At 30.5% G+C, this 25,775-nt stretch carries 20 protein-coding genes, 1 tRNA gene and 3 pseudogenes; 12 read left to right on the top strand and 12 right to left on the bottom strand.

The features are described from left to right. The 10 genes from MG_RS01805 (at window position 1) to ruvX (ending at window position 13,474) form a co-directional block, all read left to right on the top strand. Complete coding sequence (locus MG_RS01805; protein ID WP_010869417.1) at window positions 1-1,236, top strand: phosphoglycerate kinase; 1,236 nt, start codon at window positions 1-3, stop codon at window positions 1,234-1,236. Window positions 1,237-1,253: 17 nt separating this feature from the next. Then, window positions 1,254-2,216 carry a phosphate acetyltransferase gene (gene pta / locus MG_RS01800; RefSeq protein ID WP_009885878.1) on the top strand — a complete coding sequence of 321 codons (963 nt, stop codon included), beginning with the start codon at window positions 1,254-1,256 and terminating at the stop codon, window positions 2,214-2,216. 202 nt (window positions 2,217-2,418) lie between these two features. Beyond that, window positions 2,419-5,367: a chromosome segregation protein SMC gene (locus MG_RS01795; RefSeq protein ID WP_010869416.1), complete on the top strand. Its 2,949-nt coding sequence runs from the start codon at window positions 2,419-2,421 to the stop codon at window positions 5,365-5,367. Window positions 5,368-5,373: 6 nt separating this feature from the next. Then, the gene (gene ftsY, locus MG_RS01790) at window positions 5,374-6,414 is read left to right on the top strand and encodes a signal recognition particle-docking protein FtsY (RefSeq protein WP_009885877.1); all 1,041 of its coding nucleotides are present in this window, start codon (window positions 5,374-5,376) and stop codon (window positions 6,412-6,414) included. A 119-nt stretch (window positions 6,415-6,533) separates the two neighbouring features. Then, window positions 6,534-6,923 (top strand): MG296/MPN423 family protein, encoded by a 390-nt coding sequence (locus tag MG_RS01785; RefSeq protein ID WP_009885876.1) that lies wholly within the window; start codon window positions 6,534-6,536, stop codon window positions 6,921-6,923. Between the two features lie 2 nt (window positions 6,924-6,925). Beyond that, the gene (gene mnmA, locus MG_RS01780; RefSeq protein ID WP_010869415.1) at window positions 6,926-8,029 is read left to right on the top strand and encodes a tRNA 2-thiouridine(34) synthase MnmA; all 1,104 of its coding nucleotides are present in this window, start codon (window positions 6,926-6,928) and stop codon (window positions 8,027-8,029) included. A 123-nt stretch (window positions 8,030-8,152) separates the two neighbouring features. Next, the gene (locus tag MG_RS01775; protein WP_014894023.1) at window positions 8,153-9,571 is read left to right on the top strand and encodes an MFS transporter; all 1,419 of its coding nucleotides are present in this window, start codon (window positions 8,153-8,155) and stop codon (window positions 9,569-9,571) included. Then, complete coding sequence (locus MG_RS01770) at window positions 9,564-10,298, top strand: glycerophosphodiester phosphodiesterase (protein ID WP_010869413.1); 735 nt, start codon at window positions 9,564-9,566, stop codon at window positions 10,296-10,298. The genes MG_RS01775 and MG_RS01770 overlap by 8 nt, the downstream gene beginning before the upstream one ends. Window positions 10,299-10,355: 57 nt before the next feature. Further along, window positions 10,356-13,058, top strand: a complete 2,703-nt coding sequence (gene alaS, locus MG_RS01765) for an alanine--tRNA ligase (RefSeq protein WP_010869412.1) — start codon at window positions 10,356-10,358, stop codon at window positions 13,056-13,058. Next, window positions 13,058-13,474: a Holliday junction resolvase RuvX gene (gene ruvX, locus MG_RS01760; RefSeq protein WP_010869411.1), complete on the top strand. Its 417-nt coding sequence runs from the start codon at window positions 13,058-13,060 to the stop codon at window positions 13,472-13,474. The genes alaS and ruvX overlap by 1 nt, the downstream gene beginning before the upstream one ends. On the opposite strand, the gene MG_RS01755 is transcribed toward ruvX, so the two are convergent. From MG_RS01755 to MG_RS01745, 3 genes are read right to left on the bottom strand one after another with little or no spacing between them, the layout of a single operon-like run. Continuing rightward, window positions 13,471-15,102 (bottom strand): ABC transporter permease, encoded by a 1,632-nt coding sequence (locus MG_RS01755; RefSeq protein ID WP_010869410.1) that lies wholly within the window; start codon window positions 15,100-15,102, stop codon window positions 13,471-13,473. The two genes, ruvX and MG_RS01755, sit on opposite strands and share 4 nt — an antisense overlap. Next, window positions 15,092-15,829, bottom strand: coding sequence for an ATP-binding cassette domain-containing protein (locus MG_RS01750; protein WP_010869409.1), 738 nt, complete (start codon window positions 15,827-15,829; stop codon window positions 15,092-15,094). The genes MG_RS01755 and MG_RS01750 overlap by 11 nt, the downstream gene beginning before the upstream one ends. After that, complete coding sequence (locus tag MG_RS01745) at window positions 15,819-16,925, bottom strand: ABC transporter thiamine pyrophosphate-binding lipoprotein p37/Cypl (RefSeq protein WP_009885873.1); 1,107 nt, start codon at window positions 16,923-16,925, stop codon at window positions 15,819-15,821. Before MG_RS01745 ends, MG_RS01750 begins: the two co-directional genes overlap by 11 nt. Before the next feature lie 341 nt (window positions 16,926-17,266). Here MG_RS01745 and MG_RS03040 point away from each other — a divergent pair. Together MG_RS03040 and MG_RS01735 are read left to right on the top strand one after the other, a co-directional pair. Continuing rightward, window positions 17,267-17,974 (top strand): annotated as a pseudogene (locus MG_RS03040) (DUF240 domain-containing protein). Then, complete coding sequence (locus MG_RS01735) at window positions 17,914-19,158, top strand: DUF237 domain-containing protein (RefSeq protein WP_041360951.1); 1,245 nt, start codon at window positions 17,914-17,916, stop codon at window positions 19,156-19,158. The pseudogene MG_RS03040 and the gene MG_RS01735 overlap by 61 nt, the downstream one beginning before the upstream one ends. A 10-nt stretch (window positions 19,159-19,168) precedes the next feature. Here the strand turns inward: MG_RS01735 and MG_RS01730 are convergent. The 9 genes and pseudogenes from MG_RS01730 to proS form a co-directional block, all read right to left on the bottom strand. Further along, window positions 19,169-20,524: pseudogene (locus MG_RS01730) on the bottom strand (MgpC family cytadherence protein); the annotation flags it as partial. 166 nt (window positions 20,525-20,690) lie between these two features. Further along, a pseudogene (locus MG_RS02990) lies at window positions 20,691-21,275 on the bottom strand (adhesin P1); the annotation flags it as partial. Further along, window positions 21,272-21,667 (bottom strand): adhesin, encoded by a 396-nt coding sequence (locus tag MG_RS02985; RefSeq protein ID WP_318023844.1) that lies wholly within the window; start codon window positions 21,665-21,667, stop codon window positions 21,272-21,274. The gene MG_RS02985 and the pseudogene MG_RS02990, both read right to left, overlap by 4 nt. A gap of 79 nt (window positions 21,668-21,746) precedes the next feature. Beyond that, window positions 21,747-21,821, bottom strand: a tRNA-Trp gene (locus MG_RS01715). Then, the gene (locus tag MG_RS02830; RefSeq protein WP_009885999.1) at window positions 21,812-22,066 is read right to left on the bottom strand and encodes a phosphopantetheine-binding protein; all 255 of its coding nucleotides are present in this window, start codon (window positions 22,064-22,066) and stop codon (window positions 21,812-21,814) included. Before MG_RS02830 ends, MG_RS01715 begins: the two co-directional genes overlap by 10 nt. Before the next feature lie 31 nt (window positions 22,067-22,097). Next, window positions 22,098-22,688 carry a DUF5452 family protein gene (locus MG_RS01710; RefSeq protein ID WP_010869408.1) on the bottom strand — a complete coding sequence of 197 codons (591 nt, stop codon included), beginning with the start codon at window positions 22,686-22,688 and terminating at the stop codon, window positions 22,098-22,100. A 2-nt stretch (window positions 22,689-22,690) separates the two neighbouring features. Next, the gene (locus tag MG_RS01705; protein ID WP_010869407.1) at window positions 22,691-23,734 is read right to left on the bottom strand and encodes a DUF5443 family protein; all 1,044 of its coding nucleotides are present in this window, start codon (window positions 23,732-23,734) and stop codon (window positions 22,691-22,693) included. Next, window positions 23,697-24,095: an MG284/MPN403 family protein gene (locus tag MG_RS01700; RefSeq protein ID WP_010869406.1), complete on the bottom strand. Its 399-nt coding sequence runs from the start codon at window positions 24,093-24,095 to the stop codon at window positions 23,697-23,699. Before MG_RS01700 ends, MG_RS01705 begins: the two co-directional genes overlap by 38 nt. Before the next feature lie 220 nt (window positions 24,096-24,315). Next, a complete protein-coding gene (gene proS / locus MG_RS01695) occupies window positions 24,316-25,767 on the bottom strand; it encodes a proline--tRNA ligase (protein ID WP_009885995.1) in 1,452 nt (483 codons plus the stop codon). Window positions 25,768-25,775: the final 8 nt, after the last annotated feature.

The raw sequence follows: 25,775 nt of genomic DNA, 5'->3' as shown, positions 1-25,775 counted from the left end.
ATGCTTAATTTCAAAACACTCCAAGCAATTGATTTTCAAAACAAAACCGTTGTTTTAAGAAGTGATTTTAATGTCCCAATGATCAATGGGGTTATTAGTGATAGTGAAAGAATTTTAGCTGGTTTGGATACTATTAAGTTCTTAGTTAAAAAGAACTGCAAGATAGTGCTACTATCACACCTTTCAAGGATTAAGAGTTTAGAAGATAAACTAAACAACAAAAAATCTTTAAAGCCGGTTGCTGAATTACTCCAACAACTCTTACCAACTGTAAAGGTTCAATTTTCTTGTAAAAACACTGGTGCTGAAGTTAAACAAAAAGTGCAAGCATTAGCATTCGGTGAAATCCTTCTCCTTGAAAACACTCGCTATTGTGATGTAAACGATAAAGGAGAAATTGTTAAATTAGAAAGTAAAAATGATCCTGAACTAGCGAAATTCTGGGCTAGTTTAGGGGAAATTTTTGTTAATGATGCATTTGGTACTGCCCATAGAAAACATGCTTCTAATGCAGGAATTGCAAAGTATGTTGCAAAATCCTGTATTGGGTTTTTAATGGAAAAAGAACTAAAGAACCTCTCTTACCTAATTCAAAGCCCACAAAAACCCTTTGTTGTTGTTTTGGGTGGTGCGAAAGTATCAGATAAACTAAAGGTAGTTGAAAACTTACTAAAACTTGCTGATAATATCTTAATTGGCGGAGGGATGGTAAATACCTTTCTTAAAGCAAAAGGCAAAGCTACTGCTAATTCCCTAGTTGAAAAAGAGTTAATTGATGTTGCTAAGCAAATCTTGGATAAAGATACTCATAATAAGATTGTGCTGGCAATTGATCAGGTAATGGGTTCTGAATTTAAAGATCAAACTGGCATTACTTTAGATGTTAGTGACAAAATTCAAGAACAATATCAATCCTATATGTCTCTAGATGTTGGATCTAAAACAATTGCTTTATTTGAAAGTTATTTAAAAACAGCCAAAACTATCTTTTGAAACGGTCCCCTTGGAGTTTTTGAATTTACTAACTTTGCTAAAGGAACTTCAAAAATCGGTGAGATTATTGCTAAAAATAAAACTGCTTTTAGCGTTATTGGTGGTGGGGATTCAGCTGCAGCAGTTAAGCAAATGCAACTATCTGATCAGTTTAGTTTTATCTCCACTGGTGGTGGTGCTTCTTTAGCACTAATTGGTGGGGAAGAGTTAGTAGGTATTAGCGATATTCAAAAAAATTCTTAAACCAAATTAATAAAACAATGAGTGTTATTGATATTTTTAAAAAACGATTACAAGCTGTTAGTAAAAAACCTGTAATTATCTTTCCAGAAGGTTGATCAGCAAGTGTTTTAAAAGCAGTTGAAATGCTTAATGAATCTAAGCTGATCCAACCTGCAGTTATCTTTCATAATCGTCAGGAAATCCCTGCAAATTTTGATAAAAAAATAACTCATTATGTGATTGATGAGATGGATTTAACTAGCTATGCTAACTTTGTCTATGAAAAACGTAAGCATAAGGGGATGGATTTAAAAGAAGCACAAAAGTTTGTACGTGATCCTAGTTCTTTAGCTGCTACCTTAGTTGCTCTAAAGGTTGTTGATGGTGAGGTTTGTGGTAAAGAATATGCTACAAAAGATACTTTAAGACCAGCTTTACAGTTACTAGCAACTGGTAATTTTGTTTCTAGTGTTTTCATCATGGAAAAAGGTGAAGAACGTTTGTACTTCACTGATTGTGCTTTTGCTGTTTATCCTAACTCCCAAGAGTTAGCAACAATTGCTGAAAACACCTTCAATTTTGCCAAAAGTTTAAATGAGGATGAGATAAAAATGGCTTTTTTAAGCTATTCAACGCTTGGCAGTGGTAAGGGTGAAATGGTGGATAAAGTTGTTTTAGCAACTAAACTATTTTTAGAAAAACACCCTGAATTGCATCAAAGTGTTTGTGGTGAGCTCCAGTTTGATGCTGCTTTTGTTGAAAAGGTTAGGTTACAAAAAGCACCTCAACTAACTTGAAAAAATAGTGCTAATATCTATGTTTTTCCTAATTTAGATGCTGGTAACATTGCTTATAAAATCGCCCAAAGACTTGGAGGGTATGATGCAATTGGTCCTATTGTTCTTGGACTTTCAAGTCCAGTGAATGATCTTTCAAGGGGAGCTAGTGTCAGTGACATTTTTAATGTTGGAATTATCACTGCCGCTCAAGCAATTAAATAAAAACTTTTAAATGATATTGCTTTTCTAAAAGCAATTAATGTAATTTTTAAATTAAATAAACTAGTTACTATTAAAACATAGAAGCTTTTTTAAATGAAGCGTTATTAGCTTATTTTTTAGTAACCTAATAATTAGCCTAGTTTAGTTTACTTCAACTAGTATAATCTAATAACAACATCCAAATTAAAGCTTTTTAGAACAAATGGTTTTTCTAAAACGTTTTCGCGCATATGGTTTTAAATCATATGCTGATGAAATCACAATTGATTTTACCCATTCAATGACTGGTATTGTTGGTCCTAATGGATCGGGCAAATCCAATGTTGTTGATGCATTAAAGTGGGTTTTAGGGGAGAGAAGTATGAAACATCTCCGTAGTAAATCAGGTGATGATATGATCTTTTTTGGCTCTAAAGACAAACCTGCTAGTAAGTTAGCTGAAATAGAGCTAACCTTTGATAATTCCAACCGTTTATTACATGATTCAAGAAAAGAGATAAGCGTGATGCGTAGGGTTTATAGAGGGAGTGGCCAGAGTGAATATTTTATTAACTCCAATCCAGCAACTTTAAAAGAAATTAGCGGTATTTTTGCTGATATTGGTCTTGAAAAAGGTTCACTTGGAATTATTTCACAAGGGAGTGTCTCTTGATTTGTAGAAGCTAAGCCAGAAGAACGCAGAAAGATCTTTGAAGATGCGTCGGGAATTGGTAGATATACCAAGCGTAAAGAAGAAGTTGTTAACCAGTTAAATCGAACCTTAATTAACTTAAAACAAGTTAGCGTTGTTTTAAATGAACTGAAAAAAGATTTAAAAAAGCTTACATTACAAGCTGAAAAAGCACAACAATTCATTAGGGTTAAAAACGAATTGAAAGAGTTGGAACTTGCTGTTTTGGTTGGGGAATATCTCCAAGCACAAACTGAACTTGATAAGTTTAATTTTCAGATTAACAGTAGTGAACATGACTTTAAAATACACGAACCCCAACTAGAGTTGTTAGAAGAACAGATTGTTATCTTTAATAGTCGCTTTCATAGTGCTGATATGCAATCTAATGAATTGCAAAAAGAGTTACAAGATATTTACCAAAAGATCAATGAATTGGAACAACGTAAAGTCATTATTGATGTGCAGTTAAGACAAGGTTTTTCACAAAAAGATGAAAAGCAAAAAGCTGCAGCTTTAAAAAAACTAATTTTAGTTGATCAAACCCAGCTTGATGGTTTTGAAAACCAACTATCAAATTCCAAAACAACCATCACTGATCTTGAAAAACTAATTAACGAACAAAAATCACTTGTTGATCAGATAAAGTTACAGATTGAAAAAAATACTGCTGATTTAATTTACCAACGTTCCTTAAAAACAATTATTGAACTCCAAACTAATGAGCTTAAAAAAACTAACAATGCCAATATCTTAGTTAAAAATGCTAATGCTTTAACAGGAATTTTAAATACACTAGGAACATTTCTTAAATTTGATAAGCAGTATGAAAAAGCTATCTTAAAAGCACTTGGAAAATCAATTGGTTACCTAGTTGTTAACAACAATAATGCTGCCATCCAAGCAATAGATTTTTTAGTCAAAAATGAGATAGGTAAAGTAACTTTTTTACCTTTAGATGATGTTGCTAGTGATACTAAAATCACAAACGAACACATGGAAATTTTAAAGCAGCTTGATGGTTTTCTTGGTGTTTGTAGTGATCATGTTAAGTGTGATCCATTGTTTCAACCAGTTGTAAATACTCTTTTAGCACAAGTTATTATTGCTAAAGATTTAAATAGTGCCATTAACCTTTCTAACTATACTTACAAGTTATATAGGATCGTTACTTTAGATGGTGAGACAGTTTATGCAGGGGGAATTATCAATGGTGGATTTGAAAAAACAAATCTTAGTGATGGGTATTTATCATCAGCTTCACTTGATAATGAACAGAACATTAACAAACTAGAAAACAACGAACGAGAGTTAAAAAAGGAGCTTACAGAACTAGAAGTAAAGCTAGATGAAATGAACAGAAAACTCAAGTATGAAGAGTTGTTACAAGCCAAGTTTATAGAGCGTATTGTTCAAATTAAAAAAATTATTTTAGAGCTCAAAATGGAATATGAACAACTTACTAACACAACTTTTGATGGTAAAAAAGCTGTTGCTAGTGAAGCTGAATTAATCCATTCATTAAATAGTGCTTGAGCTAAACGTGATGAAATTAACTCTAAGTTAAAGCTTAATCAAGAACTTAAGTTACAACTAGCAAAAACAATTAAACAAAGTGAAGAGAAGATAGTTGATCTTAGGGCATTGTTAGATGAACAACGTGCTAAATTAGTTTCAGCGCGGGAAGGAAAAATTAGGTTTGAAAATACAATCCAAAATATCACTGAAAAGATTAACAGTGTTTACAAAATGACAATGGAGTTTGCTATTGCTAATCACAACAAACCAGTTAAACTCTCTTCTATGCAAGCCCATAACAAGATTGCTAAACTACAAAATCAATTGAATGAAATGGGGGTAATTAACATGGAATCAATTGCTGAGATAAGTGAAAAGCAAAAGCGCTTTGATGATATTAACGCTGAATATGAATCAGCTCAACAAGCAGTTGAAAATTTGCAAAAAGCTATTACTGAAATTGATGAAATTGCTAGCAATGAGTTTGATCAACTGATCCAAAAATTAAATCAAGAGTTGCCAAAAACTTTCAAATATCTATTTGGTGGTGGTTCTTGCCAAATTCGTTACACTGATCCTAGTAATGTATTGGTTTCAGGGATAGATGTCTTTGCAAATCCTCCTGGTAAAAATATTGCCAACTTAATGTTGTTATCAGGCGGGGAAAAAACTTTAGTTGCACTTTCTGTTTTATTTAGTATTTTGAAAGTAAGTGCTTTTCCACTTGTTATTTTAGATGAAGCGGAAAGTGCACTTGATCCTGCTAATGTGGAGCGCTTTGCTAACATCATTAAAACTGCTAGCAAAAACACCCAATTTTTAATTATTACCCATCGTCAAGGTACAATGATGAAATGTGACATGTTATTGGGTGCTGCAATGCAAACTAAAGGTGTAACTAAAACCTTTGCAGTTGAACTTGAAAATGCTGAAAAATATGTATCTGAAAATGATTCTAATTAACTAATAATGGGCTTTTTAAGCAAGTTAATTGCCAAACTAAAACCAAAAAAATCAGTTGCTAAACAGCTTAAAGAAGAAGTTGAAAAACAAAGCCTTTTTCAAACCAATAATAAAACTTACTATCAGGGTTTGAAAAAATCTGCTACAACTTTCGCTAAAACTATTAATGAACTGTCAAAACGATATGTTAATGTTGACGAACAGTTTAAAGAAAATCTATTTGAAGGGCTAGTTTTGCTTGATGTTGGTTATCATGCTGCAAACAAAATTTGTGATGCTATTATTGAACAGATCAAGCTAAACAGAATTACAGATTTTCAGCTCATTAAAGAGCTAATTATTGACCAAATTATTGTTTATTACATCCAAGATAAACTCTTTGATACTGATTTAATAGTTAAACCTAACTTTACAAATGTTTATCTCTTTGTTGGTGTTAATGGAGTTGGTAAAACAACTACTTTAGCTAAGATAGCGGATTTTTTCATAAAACAAAATAAACGTGTTCTACTTGTTGCAGGTGATACTTTTAGAGCAGGAGCCATTGAACAACTTAATCAGTGAGCAAAGCTGTTAAACTGTGACATTGTACTTCCAAACCCTAAAGAACAAACTCCAGCTGTTATCTTTCGTGGCGTAAAGAAAGGGATTGATGATAAATATGACTTTGTTTTATGTGATACATCAGGAAGATTGCAAAACAAGCTTAACTTAATGAATGAATTGCAAAAAATTTATCAAATTATTCAAAAGGTAAGTGGAAGTGAACCTAGTGAAACACTTTTAGTTTTAGATGGTACAGTAGGTCAAACAGGACTATCACAAGCAAAGGTATTTAATGAATTTTCCAAACTAACAGGGATTGTTTTAACTAAAATGGATGGTTCTGCTAAGGGTGGAATTATTTTAGCTATTAAAGATATGTTTAACCTGCCTGTTAAACTGATAGGTTTTGGTGAAAAAACTAGTGATTTAGCTATCTTTGATCTGGAAAAATATGTTTTAGGTTTACTTAATAACTTAAACTTAGATAATAAAGAAAATTAGTTTTTAAATTAAACCTTTTACAGTATTTTGGTTAGTAGTTTATTTAAGTAATACTGAAATAAACTGTTTAAGGATTGCTATCTTGAACAAGAAGTGTTAAAACTTTTTAGACTGGTGTAATGAAACCACAACTTATAGCTTTTAAAAAATTTTTACAAACTGAATTTCAAGCGGTTGATTTTGAGACTTTTCGCATTAACTTTAATTTGTGTTTAAAACGAGAACAAGACAATATTGTTATTTATGAAGATGATGATTATGATGACCAACCATTTTTTTTCAAACCAATGTTAAGTGATGGTTTTTTTATCCAAACTGAAGTAATTAAACAGCTAGATTATCTAGCAAAAGTTGTAGAAAATCCTAAAGATAGTGATCAACAGTGCTGTCAAAATTTTTATGAAGCATTAATAGTGTTTATTTCTGCACTTGCTATTACAAAAGGCATTAATCCTAATAGATTTCACCAAAGATTAGTAAACAGGTTTGCTATTCACGCTGTTTATTAAAAATGTCAATTATTGCAAAAACAGTTTTTATAGGTTTAAGCGGTGGTGTTGATTCTGCTGTTAGTGCTTTACTTTTAAAAAAGCAATACCAAGAAGTTATTGGTGTTTTTATGGAATGTTGGGATGAGACACTTAATAATGATTTTTATGGTCATAAGAAAATAAATAATAACAAATCAGGTTGTTCATCTTTTCAAGACTTCCAACAGGCTAAAAAAATCGCTAATTCTTTAGGAATTAAGTTAATAAAAAAAAACTTAATTGAAGCTTATTGAAACAAAGTTTTTTTACCTATGATTCAAAGTTTCAAAAAAGGGTTAACCCCAAATCCAGACATCTGGTGTAATCGTTTTATTAAGTTTGGTTTATTGCATGATTTTTGTAAGCAAATTAACCCTAATTCTCTTTTTGCAACTGGTCATTATGCCAAAATAAACATGATAGAAAATCAGCCTTTGCTTTCTATTCCTAAAGATACCAATAAAGATCAAACTTATTTTTTAGCAAATGTTAAAAAAGAACAATTTCAGAATGTTATTTTTCCTTTAGCAGATTTAAAAAAAATAACAGTGAGAAATATTGCTAGAGAAAATAATTGAGAAGTTGCAGATAAAAAAGATTCAACTGGAATTTGTTTTATTGGTGAAAGACATTTCAGTGATTTTTTAAAAAACTATTTACCTGTAAAAAAAGGATTAATTAAGGATTGAAAAACCAAACAAACTATTAGTGAACATGATGGTGTTTGGTTTTATACGATTGGTCAACGCAGTGGATTAAATTTAGGGGGGTTAAAACAACGTCATTTTGTTGTTGCTAAGGATATTGAAACTAATGAATTATTTGTTTCTTGTGACAAAGAAGAATTATTGAAAACAACAATTTTATTGGATCAATTTAACTGGTTGTATACACCAAAGCAACTTCCTAGTCAAGTTCTGGTAAGAATTAGACATGCTCAAAAACCAGAAATTGCAAAGTTGAAATTATTATCAGATAATAAACTGGAAATAACATTTAAAAATCCTGTTATAAGTGTTGCATCTGGACAGTTTGGTGTATTATATACACTTGATCAAATTTGTTTAGGAGCAGGATTAATTTAAGAAAAAATAGTTTTTCTAGTAAACATTATTTTTCTTTTTAAAAGTAAGTGAAGAACGTTTCACTTCCATCCACTTTTATTATTAGATGTATATTTAATTTATCCCACTTTATCATTAGTGATAGTGACAACAAAAAAAGGATTTAAAAAACGCTTAAAGGATTTTTCAAAACAACAAATTCTTGCCTTAATTATTTTGGGAGCAATTGATGTATTTGTAATTGCTGCACCCTATTATGTTAAGAATGTTGTTCCTAACCTCCACTTGTACTTAGGAATTACAGAGGATGAAGTTGCTACTGTTACTTCTATCATTGGTTATGTAACACTTGCCACTCAACTACCAGGAGGGTTTTTAACAAATCGCTTCAGTTCTAGAAAATTGTTATTTCTATCAGCAATTACTACTGGAGCAATTACTTTTTGATTAGCAGCCAACATCTTAACTAAAAACCAACAAAGCCATGATGCTTTATTTATTCAGTATTGTGTAATATGAGGGTTATGAGGGATAACAAGTACTTTAATCTTTTGAACACCATTATGAAAACTAGCTAGTCAACAAGCAACAAAAGAAAACCAAGCACTTGGTTTTGGAATTCAGGGAGCTGCTAATGGAATATGAGGTTTAATATTTATCTTTCTAATTGCATTGATAATTACCAGCATTTTCTATCCATCAGGAGGTAGTGAGAATGCTGATTCAAAACCATTTGCTGCATACGCTTTTATCATTGCCATAATGCTAGTAATTACTGGATTTACAGTTTTGTTTTTTGTTAAGGAAAAACCAATTGAAAAACAAAGTCAAACCACTTTAGTAAGTTTTAAACGCAATTTAAACCAGATTTTAGTGACCTTAAAAAACTGAAAGTTATGGTTACTATCCTTCTTTTTAATGGGGATGTATGTGTTTCAAAGCACTTTTGCTTATTACCTTTTACAGATGTTGCAAAATGCATTTTTAGCGCCTGTAGTATTAGTAACTGTAATTGGGGGAATTAGAACTTATGCACTGAGAAGTGCTGTTAGTGTTTATCTTTGTAGATTAGCAGATAAGTGTAAAAGCTATATCTTGTTTTTAATGATATGTACTGTTCTTGGTATTGTATTTGTTCTAGCATTTATTCTACTTGGTTTTGTACAAACAAATTCTGCTAACATCACTTTAATTACTTTCTCTTCCATTCTCTATATCTTTACTGGTATCTTATCATGGGGAATGGTTACAGTCAGATATAACCAAATAGGTGAAATTGATATTGGTAAAAATAACTATGCATCTAGTGTTGGTTTACTTAGTTTTATTGGTTTTTCTACTGATGGATGACTTTACACTGTGACTGCTGAAGTTGGTAAGAAATATACAGTTGCAGGACAAAGTAATACTAGTAACACTGGTTATCAAATTATCGCTGCTATTTGTTTATCCATTGCTTTGTTTGGTTTGATATGTGGATCAATTGTTTTTATCTCAAATAGCATGGAAATTAAACGATTAAATAAAGCTTCATACCGTTGAAGAGATCTTGATAATGCATAACAAGCAATTGCTTTTAGCACATAGGGGTTATTCATTCATTGCTCCAGAAAACACCAAACTAGCATTTGATTTAGCTTTTGAATATTGTTTTGATGGAATAGAGCTTGATGTTCATTTAACTAAAGATGAACAGTTAGTTATCATTCATGATGAGACAACATTGAGAACCGCATTAGTTAATAAGGAGGTTGAGTTTGAATCATTAGTTAGTTTAAAAAGAGATGATCATAGTGCTTTTTTTCACCTTAAAATTCAATTTCAATCGATCCTAACTTTAAAAGAGTTCTTAGATCTTTATTTAGATAAATTTAAGTTAATCAATATTGAGATTAAAACTGATCAAAAACCATATTTAGGAATTGAAAAGAAGCTTGTTGACCTAGTTAAAGGTTATGGTAAAAAAGCAATAGATAAGATCTTGTTTTCATCCTTTAACTTTGAATCTTTGCAAAAAGTTTATGATTTAGATAATAGTTACAAAAAAGGTTTTTTATTTTGGACTAAAAAACAGTTTGAAACAATTAGTACAGCTAGAATCCAAAAGATTTGTCAATTCCTCCACCCATGAACCAAAATATATGAAAAGTATCCCCAAATGATCAAAAAACTTAACTTACCTTTAAATTTATGAACAGTAAACAGTCAAAATAAGTTTCAGCAGTTCTTAGCTGATAATCATGTTTATGCACAAATTGCTAACAAAAAGTTTGAAATAAAAATAAATTAGCAAATAAAAGAACTATAGTTATTTTTATCACTGGTAAATTGCATTTAAAATTAAGCAATGAATTGAACAACTGATAAAGTAAGGCAAACCTGATTAGATTATTTTGCAAAGAAAGACCATCTGGTTTTAGCTTCAAAATCACTAATTCCGATCAACGACCCATCATTATTATGAATCAATTCAGGAGTTGCTACTTTAAAAGATTATTTCAGTGCTAGAAAAACACCACCATCTAAACGCCTTGTTAATGCACAGATATGTTTAAGGGTAAATGATATTGAAAATGTGGGTTTTACTTCAAGACATCAAACTTTGTTTGAGATGCTTGGAAATTTTTCAATCGGTGATTATTTTAAAACAGAAGCAATTGATTTTGCTTTTGATCTTTTAGTTAATTATTATCAGCTAGATCCTAAGCGTTTTTATATCACTGTTTATGAAGATGATGAAACTACTTATAAAAGATGAATTAAGCATAAAATTGATAAAAATCACATTATTAAGTGTGACAAAAGTCGTAACTTTTGAGACTTAGGTTTAGGACCTTGTGGACCTTGCACTGAAATCTATTATGATCGTGGTGAGAAATTTGATCCTAAAAAAATTGGTGAAAAACTTTTCTTTGAGGACATTGAAAATGATCGTTATGTTGAGATATGAAACATTGTTTTTAGTCAATTTAATAATGATGGTAATGGCAACTATACAGAACTTGCTCAAAAAAATATTGATACAGGTGCTGGAATAGAAAGACTTGTTTCAGTATTACAAAATAGTCCAACCAATTTTGATACTGACATCTTTTTAAAGCTAATCAAAATAATTGAAGCTTTTTGTCCATTTAAATATGATCCCAACTCTTACTTTACATTCGATCCTCAAAAAGTGAAAGAACAGAGTTATTTTCGGATTATTGCTGATCACTTTAAAGCAATCACTTTTACCATTTCAGAAGGAGTTTTACCTGGTCCTAATGAGAGAAATTATGTAGTAAGAAGACTTTTAAGACGTGCTTTAATAGCTTGTAAGAAATTGCAATTAAACTTAGCATTTATTGAAAAGATAATAGATGAAATCATCGCTTCATATGAGAATTATTATCAACATTTAAAAGCTAAAAATGAAACTGTTAAACAGGTAGTTTTAAAAGAGATTAATGCATTTAATAAAACGATTGATTTAGGTTTAGTGCTGTTTGAAAAAAGTGTTAAAAACAATACTCTAACTCCCCAATTAACATTTCAATTGAACGAAACATACGGTTTTCCTGTTGAAATAATAAGAGAACTAGTTAATCAAAAAGGTTTAACTATTGATTGAACAGTATTTGATCAGTTAATGGCCAAACATCGTTCTATCTCTAAGCAAAATAACCAAACTATAAATTTTGAAAAACAAAATATTAATTTAGTTAATTTCAAAACTAAAAGTACTTTTTTTTATCACAAAAATAAAATTAATGCTAAGGTAATTGGTCTTTTTGATGAAAATTATTTACCAGTTAAAGAACTTAATAATCAAAGTGGTTATGTAGTTTTTGACCAAACAGTTTTATATGCTACTTCTGGAGGACAGAGATATGATGAAGGAAGTTGCATTAATCATTCTAATAATAATGATCAAAAAATCAGTTTTCAAGGTGTATTTAAAGGACCTAATAAACAACACTTCCACTACTTTTTAGTAGGTAGTTTTAAACTCAATGATCAAGTAACTTTATCACATGATGAAACTTGAAGAAAACTTGCTGCTAACAACCATAGTTTAGAACACCTTTTACATGCAGCTTTACAAAAAGAAATTGATCCACTTATTAAACAAAGTGGTGCTTTTAAATCTGCGCAAAAAGCAACTATTGACTTTAATTTGAATCGTCATTTAACAAGAAATGAACTTGAGAAAGTAGAAAATAAAATTCGCTCTTTGATTAAACAAAAAATAAGCTCAAAAGAGATTTTTACTGATTTTGAAGGGAGTCAAAAACTAAATGCAATTGCTTATTTTGAAGAGGAATATTCTCAACATGAAATATTAAGAGTGATCCGCTTTGGTGATTATAGTGTTGAGTTGTGTGGTGGCACTCATGTAGCTAACACTGCTTCAATTGAAGATTGTTTTATTACTGATTTCTATTCTTTAGGAGCTGGAAGATGAAGGATTGAAATCATTAGCAGTAATGAAACTATTAACAACTATTTAAAAGCAGAAAATCAAAAATTAATCCAATTAAAATCAGAACTTGAAAAAGTTCTATCTTTGATTGATAGTTCAATTTTTAAAGTTGAGTTAAAAGAATTGCAACAAAGGCTAGATAAATTTATCTTACCTGAAAAAATTACCCAATTAAGAGATGCATCTGATACTTTATTAGCTTTAAAAAATGATATTAACCAGTTAAAAACAAAAAACTATAAAGTATCACAGCAAGCTTTAGCTTTATCAATTAAAAAGCAATTATTATCCTTAGTAGATGAAAATAAAAGTTATGTAATTGCCACTTTTAATGACGTAGAACCTAAACTATTGCTACAAACACTACATGATGTTTTCAATCAAAATCAAACTAAAAATTTCTTGATAATTAATCAATTCAATGAAAGTAATTCATTTATTGTTATAGGAAATAAAACTACCACCATTATTGAAAAATTAAGAAATAGTTTTAATTTAAAGGGCGGAGGCAATGATAAGTTATTTAGAGGTTCTTTTCAGGATAATGTTACCCCTCAAAAGCTTAATGAATTGTTTCAAAATAAATAGTGAAATATATATTAGCAATTGATTTTGGCTTGAAAAAAATAGGTACAGCAATTGCCAATACACTAGATAAATATCCTTCTGCATTTCATGTTTTTGAAGTAAAAAATAATTTCAAAACTGCTGTTAACAACTTATTTTTGCGAATTAAAAACGATGGGTATGAACTTGAAAAAATAGTGATAGGTTTTCCCAAATTTCACTATTATTCTGATATTCAAAAGGCAATTAAATCATTTAAACAACTTTTAGAAAAACGTTTTAATTTGCCAATAATTTTGGTTGATGAAAGTAATACTACAAGTGCTGTTAAAGATAAGCTTATAACAATGGATTTAAAACATAAGGATTTTAAAAAGGCTAAAGATACATTAGCTGCAGTTTTAATATTAGAGCGCTTCTTTCAAAACTATCATTAGTAAAGGTAGTTCTTAAAAACTGAAATTCTAGTTAATCTAACTGAAAGAAAAATTATTTCTATTGCAATTAGATAAACCATTAATGGGATTGTAACAGAACCTAGATTATCAAATTGAGCTCTTTCAAAAAAATTAGTAATTCTACTACCAATAATTGAACCGCCAAAACTACCAAACAAAATTAAATCCCTAATTACACTATCATAAGCATCACTGGTAATGTTTATTAAATTAGGTTTATTTTCAACTAACAAATAGTTTCATAAAATAAAACCTTTTGTCATACCATGATTTTTATAGTTATTGATGATATTTTGATTTGCCTTATTAAAGTTAATTGACATCAATTGGCCATAACTTGAACCATGATTAATTAGTAAGACTAAAATAATAGTTGTTTTTGCTTCTAGAAATAAAGGATCTAGTAGCCTAAACAACAGAATACTAGGAACTACTCTAACAAAAAGTAATAAGATCTTAAAACTAATTGAAAATCTCTTTTTAAATAAATTACATGATATAAAACCAAAGAGAATAGAAAAGATTACAACCAAGCTAATTAAACTAATAGCTTGAGTTGTAAGTTTAACTAACATTAAAATTGGGTTTATATTAGGATCATTACTTGAAAAAAGATTACTTTTTAACTGAAAAAACTGGTTAAAAAAATCTTGTAAAAATTCAGCATCGTTAATTCTGTAATCAATAGTCACTAAATTGGCTAAACTAAGACTAATTAGTACTACAATAAACAAAATAAATATAATTCTTTTTCACTTTCGTTTTTCAATAACTGTTGTTTTTAAAATTGGTCTTAAATCTTCACTATTTTTCTCAAAAACAAAACTTGATAATAAAAAAACAACAACTTCTATAAAAATTAGAAAGGTTATTAAAACAACTAATGGAATTAATACAAGATCAAACTGCACCCTTATACTTAAAGGATCAACAATTAGTTGTCCTATGCCACCAATGCCAAATATACTTAGAAGCGTAGTTCAACGAAAATTTGCTTCTAAACTATAAAGAAAAAACAACCATAGTCGCTCATTTTCACTAAGAAAAATAGTAGTTCAAAAAGCTTTAAAACCACTTCCTTCTCTAATTTTTTTGTTAAAAAAATACTTTAAATTGCTGTTTTCAAAAAATGTAGTAATGTATTTTGTATTCCATAAAAAGCTAAACCAGCTAATCGTTAGTGTAGCTGCTAGTTGTTTATTAAATAAATTACTAAATAAAAAACCAAATAAAAGTACGGGAAATGCTCTTAAAACTATAGTTATTAACCTGATCGGTAGAGCAATGTAAAAGGGTTGAATTTTAAATGCAGTTCAATAGGAAAATAGGATCGCAAAAATAAATCCTAAAAAGCTACCTCCTGTAACAAAAAAAGCAGTTTGTGCTAGGAATCTTACTAGTGTATATTCGTGGTTAAGATTGGGGGTAAATAAGCTTGTAATGTTATTAATAAAAACATTTAAACCAAACTGATTAAAGCTAGAAAAGTTATCTATTCAACTGTAAATGACAATAGCCAAAACAGCAATTATTATTAATAGTTTTCAATACCAAATTAAGCGTTTTTTATTATCGCCAACTTGGTGAAAAAACAACTTAGTTATCATAAATTTTATAAAGTTGTTCTTTTGTTAGTTTTTCTGTTAATCTATCTAACACTAAAGCATGATTTTTAAGTGCTATAATTCTGGTGCTATATTTCAGTGCTAAATCTATATCATGTGTTACAAAAACCAAAGTTATTTTTTCTCTTTTCACAAAATCAGTAATTAAATCCATTATTTTAGAAGCGGTTAAAGGATCTAATCCTGTGGTTGGTTCATCAACTAAAAGTAGCTTTGGTGATTTAAAAAAAAGCTTAGCAATTTCAACTCTTTGTTTTTGTCCAGCAGAAAGATCTTTAATAATACAACTAACATAATCATTAAGATTAACTTCTTTTAGTATTGCTAAGATCTTATCTTTAATTCATTTAGGTTCAAAACAAATTAATTTTTGTAATCAAGTTAATTTTTGTTTAGCAGATCTTAAAATTGCTTCATATACATAATCAGTGTCAATTAAATTTGGTATTTGATCCAGATAACTGCACTGTTTTTTCAGTTTTTTGTATTCCTTTTTGTTTGAAGCAACACCATCAAAATAAACTAACCCACTTTTAACTATTTTTGTATTAGTAACACTGTTTAAAAGGCTCGATTTTCCAACTCCAGACTTACCTAATAAGCAAACATTTTCCTTTGCCATTACTTTAAAACTAATGTTTTGCAAAAGTGGAGCTTTTTTGTATATTATTGATACTTTTTCAAAAGAAAGAATTGGTTTATTTTCCATAGGTTTTTTCAATTATTTCAACAACTTCTTTCTCAAAATCATTAATCATTTTATAGCCGTTATAACCAATTGAAGGCCCATATAGATCTTCACTTGATTGTGCTAACTCAATAAAAATTTCACCAATAGCTTTTTGATATATCCTTGATAAATTGTTGCTAACAATACCAATGTCATACAAAAGCGGATCACTATAAGTGAGAATTTCTAATCTATCGTTAGGATCAATTGGAGTGTAAAAAGGTCTTTTTGAACCTTTAATATTTTGTGTTCAAGAAAATGAATTAGCATCATCAAAAACAATCTTGATGTTTTTATTTATACCTATCTCTCTTCCTCTAACTACGGCAAATTTATCGGGATCAGAATTAATTGCATTTTGTAATCCGGGATAATTTTTAGCAAAATGTTTTCTAAATAAAAGATCAGGTAGCTCAAAACGTGAAGCTGAATTTGTTTGTCCATGACCAATTCCAAATTTCATAAACTGATTTCAGTTTTTTTCATTTCACGCTTTTTTAATAGCTGTAATTTCACTAGCTGAACCAGTTATTAAAATCATTGATCTGTAAAAAGAAACTAACTTCGAAGGTTCATAAAGAAAGTCATAACGATTTCCAGTTCATTTTTGTTTGATATCATCTCATTCTTTGTAAGGTGGACTTAGAAAAAGCAAATTCGTTTTTTCAGCTTTTTTTTGTAAATTACCATCTTCATAATAATCAAGCTCCAAATCTTCTTTAAAAGCTGTTGTTAAAGTTTGTATCAATGGCGTATAGCCAAACCAATTATTTGAAGCAATAGCTTGTGAATTAACAAAAGCAAAATCTGCTTTATTAGCTTGAATATTGTTAATTTTTGTAAAGGAATCATCAACTATATTAAAGTTAACATTAATTTTTTTATTCAATTTTCCACTAAGTTTTTTTGAAAAAACAGTAAAGAATTTTTCTATTGATGTATCAGCGTTATGATCAAGTGAAATATTAAATATTAAGGTGTTATCGCTTTTAGTTGCACAACTAATAAGTAAAGATGTTGAAATAATTGTTAAAAACAAACTTGGAATGACCCAAGTAAATTTTTTGAAAAGCACTTATTAATCCTGGATTATTAATTATCAAAATTAATTGTTTTTAAATATTCAACTTTTTTATATTAGTTAAAAATAGACTACAAATTTGAATATAAGTTTTTAATAAAAATAAATATTCACTTTATTACTTAGATTCAAGTTGCTGGCAATTAATCTTTATTAAAAAATATTTTTTAAGATCCGAATTACTTTTTTGAATTAAAGCTATTCTTATATTTTTTGCTATTCAGAGTTAGAATATAATGTTAAATTTTCCCTGTCTGTTTTAGTTTTAAACAAATTCAATTTCGTTTGTAACTTTTTTAGTTTTAGCTAATTATTTTCAATATTAATTATTAACTTTGAAAGCTATCAAAAAATCTCGTTTTAAAATTAAAACTTTTCTCTTTGTCTCTTTTGCATCAACTTTAACTGCTGGTGTACTTATTGTCCCTTCTATCTATAATGGCTCAGCTGCAAATTTAAGTCAACCTAGTCTAAGAAAATCAAGTACAACAAATAGTAGAGAAAATAGTATTCTACTCCAACAGCAAACAGCTATAACAGAGCAAGAAGAAAACTATATTGCTAAAGAGAAAGATTATGATAAAAACTTTGACTTATTTCAAGAGAAATTTAAGAATGAATTTTATCCTAGGAACTTTAATGTTATAGATATTTTTCATCTTTTAAGTGGTTTTAAATCAGGTATTAAAAAAACAGTTGATTTATTAAATAGGCTGTAATCAAGCATTAATGAAACTAACAAAATTTTTCCAATTAATGATGAAGATAAATTGCCTAAAGTTCCACAGAATTTTTTTAAATTCCTTAATGAAAATTTCTTTCCACAATTGCATCCAAAAGGTTTAAACATTACCGAAAGTATTGTTGAAATATTTAATCAATACAACTTAAAGAAAATTCAATTAAAAGACTTTAATCTTGAATTGGTTAAAAAAATGACATTGTTATTAAAGATAAGATTCGTTATAGCTTTGAAATCAAAATGGATTTTGAAGTTGATTATGAAGGTGGTAACAACACTGTTAACTTGCAATTTGATTTAAAAGCCCAAACTTCTAATTTTTTGAATTTACAAGAGTTGCAAAATAGCTTTAATGGTAACGATCTAAATACCCAATTGTTTTGAAAACCTCTAATTAATAAACTTGTTGATAAAAATCAAAATGATCTCACTTCAATAGCTAAAACTGCTGTAAGTGATTCACTTTTTCTTTCCAATACAAATATCTTTAATTCAGTTTTAAAAATTGATGAACAACTAGATTTAGCTAAAACAAAATTTGAAAAAGAAATAATTGAACCATTCAAAAAAGAACGTGAAAAAGCTAAAGCTGATTATGAAGAACAACAACGAATTTTAGCTGAGGAAAGAAGAAAACAAGAAGAAGAACTTAAGCGAAAAGAAGAGGAAGCTAAGCGCTTAAAAGAACAACAAGAACAATTTAATAAATCATTTGAAAATGCTAAAGAATTTAAAGATTATTGAAAAAATCAAAAGAAAGATGTTACTGATAAGACTCAACTAATAGATGCTCTAAAAACTTCTTTTGCTGCTGATAAAAATAAAACTTTTTCACTTTTAATTAATAGCTTTACTAAAGCAACGTCAGATTATTACAAAAATAATAAAAAAGATGAAAGTGAAAATGCAAAGAAAGCCTTTAGTGAAAAAGGAATTCAGTTTCCTAGACAAGGGCTTGAAGGTCTTTATATGTCTGACTGATTAAGAGGAAAGCTAACTTCCTATACTGACATAAAACTAAACTTAACAAGCATAAAAATTGAAAACAAGGAAAATAATCCAACCATTGATTGAAAAAATAATGGAATTGAATTTAGGCAACATTATCCATACAAATTTAAATTTGAAATTGACATAAAGTACCAAGGTGGATACAAATTAACTGGGTTATTTAGTTGATTTGCACCTTTTTCTGGTATCCCTTCATCATGAAATGGTGAAATGGATGTCAAGTTCATAGTTGATGGTGATTTGGATTATAACTTAGTTCAAAATACTGATTATCCAGGTTCTCTATTTCAATTTAAAGACAATCAACTACTTTTCACTTTACACGTAAAAGAACAGATAAAAGTTCAAGATGGTAAATTTATGGATTTACTTAAACAGCAAAACTTACATAATTTGGATTTAAGAAATGGGGCTACAAAACCTCCAGTTGTTGATTTAGCTAGTTATCTGCATTACCTTGTTTTAAACTCATAAAAATATTTCTAACCCCAATCCCCTCATCCCCATAACTATTCAACGGCGTAGCGTTGATCAAAGAATTGATCTTGACAGTTGATTTTTCTGTGTTTTTCACCGGATAAGCCGTTTTAATGGTTCCTGATGAACCACTTGAATTTGTATGATTCCCCGAATAAGGAACAACAAAGCTGAAGGTGTCTTGGATTGAAAAACTCCCATTGATCGGACCATTTAGCCCCGTGTCGTTGGTCACTAGATCCCTATACCCCGTTTTACTATCTAAGCTAGTTGTTGTTGATCAAGCAAGTGCTTGGTCTTTGGTACTACTACTACTACTACTACTACTACTACTATCATACCCCACACTCCCCGCTTTAAAGCCACTGAAGATCAACTGATCATTGACACTGTCAATGCCACTGATCAGATATGCAGGTTGGGTGAAAGATTTGGAATGGAAGTTGTGGGAATTGGTACTGGTAGTTTCCTTATACCCCAACTGGTTCTCAACAAATTGTTTTTGTTTATCTTCCCCTCAGTTTAAATTGGTATTAGCAAACCAGGTGGGTTTTGATGATGAATCAGTTGTTGCACTCCGCTCCACCACCCAGTACCACAAGCTGGGTAGAAAGCTGTTACCCATCACGACAATGTGGTTGTTGGTGACTGCTAGCTTGCTAGTAGAAGCATAATAGAGCTGGGTAACCACATTCCTCATTCCATCCCCATCAAACAAGATGCCGATGCTCTCTAACGCTTGCTTGGTGTTGAGGTAACTTTTAAATTTTGAAGTGGTGTCTGATCCCCCTCCAGAAACACTGGGCGCATCATTTTTTGCCGTTGTTGCTTCTGTTGAACTCCACCCACTACTATCCTTCCCTTTGCCCTGCTTGGTCCCATCAATTGGTTGATAAATTGGTCAGGACTCATTTAATTTTCTATATGCGTTGCCGGTAGTGAGTTTAAATCCGGTTGATGCATTGGGACTGGGATTGTTGTTTAGGCCATGTTGATTACGCATCGATCGTCACTGATTTGCTTGCCCACTACCCAGATGCACCTCCCTTTGCGTTTTACCCTTCTCTTTAGCCAAACTACTGTTTAAGGTATACTTAGTCAAAGGTTGTTCAAGAATTAAATTTTTCAGTACTTCGTTCATGTTGCTAGAAACATTCGGTACATCTAACTGATATTTTTTCACTACCCTTCACTTGATGCCAATGTTGGTGGAATTAGTAAATTCAACGATGTAGGCGGGTTTGTTAGCTTGACTAGTTGAATCAAAACTAATCTGGTTATTTGAGCCACTTGAACTGTCATACTTAACTTTTACATCCCTAGACTTGAACAACACAAACAAGTTGGTGTTATGGATGGTTTGGTAATAGGGGTAAAGGTTTTATTAATTAAATAAAGGTAAAGCCTAGTGTTTTTTAACTATTAAACAAATAAAAAACTAAGAAAAATTCAAAACTTTTTTAACTATTAAATAAGTAAAAACCTAATAAAAATAAGCTAATAAGTTTTTTATTTAGTTGATAAAAACCACCATTCACCTCCCCAAACCCAGGTAAATTCCCATCTTTTTCATTCGTTTTATCCCATTTCTGCTCACTCGTATGGGTAAACTCATCTCCCGTTCCACTCTTATTGATCAATACCGGGATAGTTCCTAGTAAGCTTCTGAGCAACAGTTGATTGCGCTGCGGGTTATTTTTGTTAGTAAAAGTCAATGCGTTGATCCAGTCACTGGTGGGACTGATGGAATTGGGTAAAAAGGAATAGGTGGTTGTTTTTTTGGCTGGGGAGCCACCACCTTGAGTGACTTTATTATCATCTGAATTGGGATTAAACTGTTGACTACTATTGCTACTAGGCAACACACTTGTCAAGGAGATGCCGTTATTGTTGTTATTAGCTTTTCTATAACCTGCTCCCGTTCAAATGTCTGGTGAAGAGTTAGGGGTAAACACCCACCGGGTGTTTTCTTTGTTGAGATGAGTGATCATTGATTTAACCCCGACATTGATGTTAGAAAAAGTGGGGAGTGGGGAAGAAGAAGAAGAAGAAAGGGAAGCAGTGTGGGAGTTGGAGAAGGGTTTGTTGTTGCCGATTCAGGGGAGAAAGTCTAAGTCGCCCCCATCCCCTTCTCTCTTGCTATTTGATCAGTAGTCAACAATGGTTTTCAGGCCTCAGTAAACTCCCCACTCGCATCCAACTTCACCTCCCCACTACTGTTCTTATGTTTCAGTGGCTTTTTGGCAAAGTCGTTTTTTAAAAGTGAATCACTTTGACTCCCCCTTTCCACCTCAATGGTGAGGGCTTTGCGAGGAGATGTAGCCCCACCACCACTCATTGATGACATGGTCTCTTGGAGTTTCTCCCCCATCTTTCCTGTATCCTTCATTGGACTATCTTTTTGCAACCTTTGGGTGGGATCAAAAGAATCAGTTGCTTCCACTTCCAAACTCTCTTTGACTACTTGGTTATTCAGGTTGTGATACTCCAATACCACCTTAGGCACTAGTAACACAAAATAGAGGTTGGGGGAATGGGGGGATTGAAAAAAGCTTAGTAAAAACTTACTAAGCTTTTATATTTTATGGCAGGGGTAGCAGGACTCGAACCCACAACACTCTATTTTGAAGACAGATGTTCTACCTTTGAACTATACCCCTTTTTTTGCTAAAAGGTTTTTAACTTCTAAAACCAAGTCAGCAAGATTTTTTAGATTCATTAACTTTTCATCATCAAAACTAATCCCAAATTCATTTTCTAGACTAACAACAATACTAAACATATCAAGTGAATCGATTTTCAACTCACGAAGTGGTTGATTTATTGTCTTTTCATCTAAATTAAGATTAAAGTTTTTTGATTTAGCAATTTCTTTAATTTTTAAAAGAATTTCATGCGTTTGCATTAGTAAATCTAGTAAAAATTATAAAGATTTATTATTTAAGTTTAAGCTCAAATTGATCTCAATATCGGATTGGCTTACCAGTAGCAGCATCATTATCTTTTTTATAAGATCAAACAGCATTAACATCAATTTTTTGTGCTGGAATATTCATGTTATATTGAACTCTTAAATTTGGTTCATTTTCAAAGTGTTGGAAATAGTTATGTTGCTTAATTGCTTTGATAATCCATTTTCTTAATTTACTTTCAAGAAATGCCTTATCAAAATTAACCCTTTTGTGATGTAATTTAAGTGAAGGTACCATCACTCTATAGTTAATTAATTCATCTAGTTCACTTTCATTTCTTAGATACCTATTAATTTCACCATACTTATAAACATAATAACCACTATCATCTAAAGGATAGTTTCTTTCTCTTAAGATACGTTGTGTTTCAGGACCAATAGCTTTGAAATTAGGGATTTTACTAATTTGTTCTTGATTGTTGAAATTACTTTCATTTTGGTAGTTATCCTTGTTGTTTTTAGTAACTAAATAAACACCACCCAAAACCCCACCTATTGTTAAAATAACTAGCAAAAATCCGCAAATTAACTTTCGTTTACTAATTGAAAAAATCATACTTACTGAGTTAAATCACTAAAGTTGTATGTACTGTAAACAGGTAAATAATTTACCTCAAAAAAGTCATTTTGTTCAAGATCATCTAAAGGTGTTTCGTACTTAAACTGGTTGTTGGCTATAATTGTGTAGAAATCATTACCTACTGTAGCGCCAATCATTATTTCATAACTTCCATAACCACCCTGGGGTAAAAAGATTCCAGTACCTGAAATATCACTGATTAGCTTCTTGTTATGTTTGTCAAAATTTCAATTGCCTATTAAATTGAGTTTAAGCTTTTCATTAACATCAAGGTTATTTTCAAACTCACCTTGTTGTTTTATCTCTTGTAACCTACCTTTAGTTGGAACATAGTGAATTTTGACATCAACATTTACTATTTGAACTGGTTTGTCAAAACTGATATTGATCAAGTTTCTCACCTCATCAAGTTGTTCTAAATTCCTATAGTCATACATTGTTCAACTGTATTTAAAACTTCCTTGGCTACTAGTTAGCTGTTTACTACCATCAAGTGCATTAATCTTAATCATGTTGCCAAAGTTGATTGTTTCTTTAATTACTGTTGCATACAATTCACTAGCTACAGTATCAAACAAATGATAGTCACTTCAATTCCCTTTTTCAGATTGATCTTGCAAGCGAAAACTTATTCTCAATACTCTAGCAACCACATTACTAAACCTATTAATTTCTTTTTTTGCTAGTGCTGAACGGGGTACATCTAGAAATGCATAAAAATATTTAATGCTGTTTAAACTATCGTGTTTTTTATCAGGAGCTTTTTGAAGTTGAATCTTATCACTTTGTCAATTGCCTAAACTGAAGTGGGCTTGAAAGATATTATCAGGGAGATTAGTGTTGTATTTTAGTGCAATAGTAAGGTGAATTTGAGCCCTACTACTATCAATTTTGCTTTCTATATTTGTTAATTGCGCATCAAAATATACATCTTTTGTGTTTGCAAAATTACGCACTGGACTCATTGTGTACTCAGTGACTTGGTTATTTTGAATTCGTTGTACGTTGAGAATTGCTGCCATTAGTTATGATCCTTTTGTCTAATATTGACGAATCTCAAACAAAATGGTCAAAAAAACTATTAGCTGCTTTGTTTAGTTTTTTGTAATAGGTGGAATTAGAATAACCAATATCACACGGCTTTTTGCCATAAATATAGATGTCATAGATAAAATCAACAGTTTCTTTTTTAAGCATTGAAAAAGTATCTTCTATTAACTCAATAAGCTGTTTTGATAGGTTAATATCATTTTCATTTCACAACTCCAGTGCTATGTTATTAGCTTGGTGTTTCAAGATTAATTGCGAGCGCTTAAATTTTGTCATCAACGCTGCTAATGATTTGCTTTGTTTGCAATTTTTTTCTTTGTTTGTAAAAGTCATAAAGTCATGTTGAATTTGAATAAATCTTAAACGATCAGAAGATCGTCTAATCGATTTTAGAGGCTAAATAATCGTTATTGAAATACAACAACTCTAACTTTTTTCTTTTACAAAACGAGTTTGTTTTTAAACAAAAATTACTGGTAAAAAATATTTAGAAATAAATTAAATAAAACCAAATAATCAAGGGTTTTATTGGGTAGTGATTGACAGTACTTTGTTAGTAAGCACGTGCAATTAAAACTGAATCAAAACAAGGTTGATTTGTAAAAGGACAGTTTTGTGTTACATCTGACTTTTTAAAAACACACCTAACACTAACTTGGTATTTTGTCTTTAAGTGTTGTTCAAGTTCACCAGTTAACTTCACGGTACATAAAACAGCCTTTTTATTTTTGAATGCTTGTTCAATTTCCTTTAAAGTTTGTACTCTTGCTAGTTTTTGTTCAACTAAATCATTTGCTTTTCTATACATCTCTGTATGGTAGTTGTTAACTAAATTAACAAATTCAGTTTGGAGATTTGCAAATGTTAAGCTGGTTTTTAAACGTGTTAAGCGGTTGAAGATGTTAATAGTTTTTTCATTATCAACAATCATCTGTAATGGAATACCTTCTATTTCTCCTTTTAAAAGTTGTTTACCTAGTTGATTGTTAATTTCTATAAAACTAAAGCGAATTTTGAGTTTTTCTAAAAAATCCTTCACTAAAAAAGCTAAAGCTCTTGTTTTAGGGTTATTGTTTTTATCAAACAGGTATAACTTGACTTGTTTACTTGCTAGATACCAAGGTAAAACCAAACCATAATCATCGCTGTGGGTTAAAAAAATTGCTCCTAAGATCCTAGTTGACATCCCACAACTAAAACTACTTGGAGTCATTTTTTGGTTAGTTTTACTCTGATAGCTGATAGTAAAACTCTTTGTAAAAGTGTCACCTAAATCATGGCTAGTGGCACATTGTAAACTTTGTCCATCAGGCATAATTGCTTCTATTGTCCATGTGTTTTTAGCACCTGCAAATTTTTCACTTTCACTTTTCAAACCAACAAAAGCAGGGATACAAAGTTTGTTAATAATTAAATCCTGATATAAATTTCAAAAGCTAATAGCAGCTTGTTCAGATTGGCTCTGATCCACAAAAAGCCCATGAGTTTCTTGTCAGTAAAACTCACTGTTTCTCAAAAAAGGTCTGGTGTTTTTTTCTGCACGAAAAACCTGAGTTCACTGGTTATAAATTAAAGGTAGATCATGGTAAGATAACTCTTGTTTTTTCCATAAGTTGCAAAAAGCAATCTCACTAGTAGGTCGTAAAACCAAAGGATCATTGAGTTGTTTTTGACCAACTTGATTAATTAAAAAAAGCTCAGGATTAAAACCTTTGATATGGGTTTTTTCCTTTTGATATTCACTGTAAAAAGAAAGGGTAGGGAGTTGTACTTGGAATACTTGATAACAAAAACTAGTAGTTGGTTGGAATTTAGTTAGAGCAATTGCAGACAATTGATTTTTATTTGCAATTGCATCATTGTAAAGCTGTTGGATTTCCATCCATAAGCCTCAACTGTTATTTAAAAAACAAACTGTACCTTTAACTTCACCATGACAAATTAACTTTGCTTTAACTAGCAGTTGGTCATACCAACTAGTGAGATCTTGTGTTTTTTTTGTCATCTAGCAAA

It is taken from the genome of Mycoplasmoides genitalium G37 (assembly GCF_000027325.1).
Lineage (GTDB): Bacteria > Bacillota_I > Bacilli_A > Mycoplasmatales > Mycoplasmoidaceae > Mycoplasmoides > Mycoplasmoides genitalium.
This window is presented reverse-complemented; position numbering and strand designations above follow the sequence as displayed.